The sequence below is a fragment of the Pseudomonas sp. genome, assembly GCF_026224925.1.
In the GTDB taxonomy this organism is placed as follows: Bacteria; Pseudomonadota; Gammaproteobacteria; order Pseudomonadales; family Pseudomonadaceae; genus Aquipseudomonas.
The window spans coordinates 1-2550 of record NZ_JAMFRV010000625.1; the positions used below are offsets into that span (position 1 = coordinate 1).

3 protein-coding genes are annotated in these 2550 nt (G+C 55.2%); 1 reads left to right on the plus strand and 2 read right to left on the minus strand.

The genetic code is table 11. The annotated features are described in order from the left end of the window. Together M0974_RS26050 and xthA are read right to left on the minus strand one after the other, a co-directional pair. Nucleotides 1-610: substrate-binding domain-containing protein (locus M0974_RS26050; RefSeq protein WP_297843886.1), on the minus strand; the 610-nt coding region annotated here is incomplete at its 3' end. Nucleotides 611-815: 205 nt separating this feature from the next. After that, nucleotides 816-1628: an exodeoxyribonuclease III gene (gene xthA, locus M0974_RS26055; protein WP_297843880.1), complete on the minus strand. Its 813-nt coding sequence runs from the start codon at nt 1626-1628 to the stop codon at nt 816-818. Between the two features lie 200 nt (nt 1629-1828). Between xthA and M0974_RS26060 the strand changes: the two genes are divergently transcribed. Next, the gene (locus tag M0974_RS26060; RefSeq protein WP_297843883.1) at nt 1829-2479 is read left to right on the plus strand and encodes an N-acetyltransferase; all 651 of its coding nucleotides are present in this window, start codon (nt 1829-1831) and stop codon (nt 2477-2479) included. Nucleotides 2480-2550 lie beyond the last annotated feature (71 nt).

Consider the following 2550-nt stretch of genomic DNA (forward strand, 5'->3'; position numbering starts at 1 on the left):
GACTGACCTCATCAGACAACTGCTCGCTGGATTCGAATCGTTTGGCACTGCGGGCGAGTGTTTTGTGATTCTTTACCAGCACCAGTTCGTTAAACGTGTCGAAGGTGCCGGATTGGTCATCCCGGGCATACAGATGGATCGCGCCGCCGGTGCCCCCTAGTTCTTCCCAGTTGTGAATCTCACCGGAAAAAATACGCGCCAGTTGTTCGGTATTCAGCTGACGCAAAGGGTTAACCGGGTGCAGGATGACCGCTACACCATCGATGGCGATGACTTGCTCGGCTTTCGGACTTTTCAGATCGCCCAGCGCCGCCAAGTCTGTCAGCTCGCTGTCTTTGATGCGTCGAGAAGAGGCTGCAAGGTCTGTCGTCCCGGCCTTTAGCGCGCTAAAGCCGGTGCCCGAGCCGTGGGCTGCGACCTCGATAAAAACCCGGTGTCCATCAGCCGTTTTGCCGACGACGCGCTGTTCATTCTCATGAGCCCCTGACTCGATGCGCACGTCCTCAAAGCCTTGCGTCTGCAAAAGCCCCACGACTAATGCAGGGCCCAGCGAGGCGCCAATGGTATTCGAGCCTTGAATGCGCAGGGCCGCTACGCCTTCGGCGGGCATAGGCAATGCAGCGAAAGTCAGGCTCGGCAGGGCGTTGCACAACAGCCCGAAAAATAACCCGGCAACGTGATGACGTGTTTGACCGGCAAACAGAGCGCGCAGCATGTGCGGCACCTTATATAAGCAGAAAGTGCCGGGAGATTAAGTCAGGATGATTGCTGAAATATGACAGGCAGCTGAAAGCCGTGAAATCTCACTCAGATGCCTAGCTCAACTCCAACCAGATTGGGGCGTGATCAGACGGTTTTTCCATGGCACGCAGGTCGTAGTCGACCCCTGCAGCTTTGATCCGTGGCTGCAACCCATGGGAAGTCATGATCAAGTCGATGCGCAGACCGCGTTTCGGCTCGTCCTCAAAACCCCGGCTGCGGTAATCAAACCAGCTGAAACGGTCGATCACGTCCGGGTTCAGATGGCGAAAGCTGTCCACCAACCCCCAGTTTTTCAAACGAGCCAACCATTCCCGCTCTTCGGGAAGGAAGCTGCATTTTCCAGTTTTCAGCCAGCGCTTCGCATTATCTGCACCAATACCGATGTCGCTGTCTTCTGGGGAAATATTGATATCGCCCATGACCACTACCGGCTGATGGTTCTGGAACTGGCTCTCCAACAGCAACTGCAGATCATTGTAGAAGCGTGCCTTGGCTGGAAACTTGGTGGGGTGATCTCGGCTTTCGCCTTGTGGGAAATAGCCGTTCATGATGGTCACTGGCTCGCCGTTAGCATCCGCGAACGTCCCCCAGATGAAGCGCTTCTGGGACTCGTCATCATCGGTGTGGAAGCCTTTGTGCAGGGTTAACGGCGCTTGGCGCGACAGCAGTGCAACGCCGTAATGGCCCTTCTGGCCATGGAAATGTACGTGGTAGCCCAAGGCCTCGATCTCGGCGTGGGGAAACTGCTCGTCAGATACTTTGGTTTCCTGCAGGCCAATAACGTCTGGCTGATGTTTATCAATCAGCGCCGCCAACTGATGAGGCCTGGCGCGGAGGCCATTGATATTGAATGAGACGATTTTCATGGGCGGCTATCCTGGCAGAACAAAAAAGCGATGCTAGCTGACCTGTAGGCTCTCGGCCAGCGTGGCGGTTTTAACAATCGACTGCTAGGGTCCGATATGAGGGCGAAAGGTTACGGAACTGTGCGCCATGTTGCTCACTCGAAGCTTTCGCACCAGAAACGCTGCCGGTCGAGTAGCGCTGTATCTACGGGGTCTACCGAATGCCTGACACATTAACTGCCGTGGCCGAAGTCCGCTTGTTGGACAGCGGTTATTCACGTGAGGCGCGTTCGCTGCTTTATCACGCCTATCGCCATGAGCCGAGTTTTGGCTATCTGTTCGAATCGGAACGGCCAGGTTATGAGCATCGGGTCCGGGCCACGGTGCGAGAGCTGGTCAAACAACATTTTTTTCAGGAATTGCCGGCGCTCGGATTGTTCATCGACGACCGAATGATCGGTATTGCTTTGATTGCGCCGCCGCAAAGGCGTTTGGGTATTACTGAGAGCTGGGCATGGCGCCTGCGCATGGTGCTCAGCACCGGTTTTCGATGTACTCAACGTTATCTGGCGTACCACCAAGCGGTGCTGGCTTGTTTGCCAACGGATGCGGTTCATGTACTGCCGCTACTGGGCATTCACCCACAGTTTCAGGGTCAACATTTCGGCGAGCAGTTGCTTGAGGCACTGCATCAATGGTGCGCAGAGGATGAAACGTCGGAAGGGATCGTTCTCGATACCGGAAATCACCGCTATTTAGAGTTCTATAAGCGACAAGGCTATGAGGAAATAGGAGAGGTCGCTGTAGGACCAATCCGAGAGCATGTGTTTTTCCACCCTAATCCACAGGTATTGCTCAAAGCCCGGGCGTAACAGCTTGAAACTTCTGGGGTCTAGCGCGTTCTAGTGGCATCCGCAGCTCGTGTTAGCATCCGCGCCTATGA

Coding starts and splice junctions, on each gene's coding strand:
- xthA (WP_297843880.1), bottom strand. CDS start 1,628: ATGAAAATCGTCTCATTCAATATCAATGGCCTCCGCGCCAGGCCTCAT.
- M0974_RS26060 (WP_297843883.1), top strand. CDS start 1,829: ATGCCTGACACATTAACTGCCGTGGCCGAAGTCCGCTTGTTGGACAGC.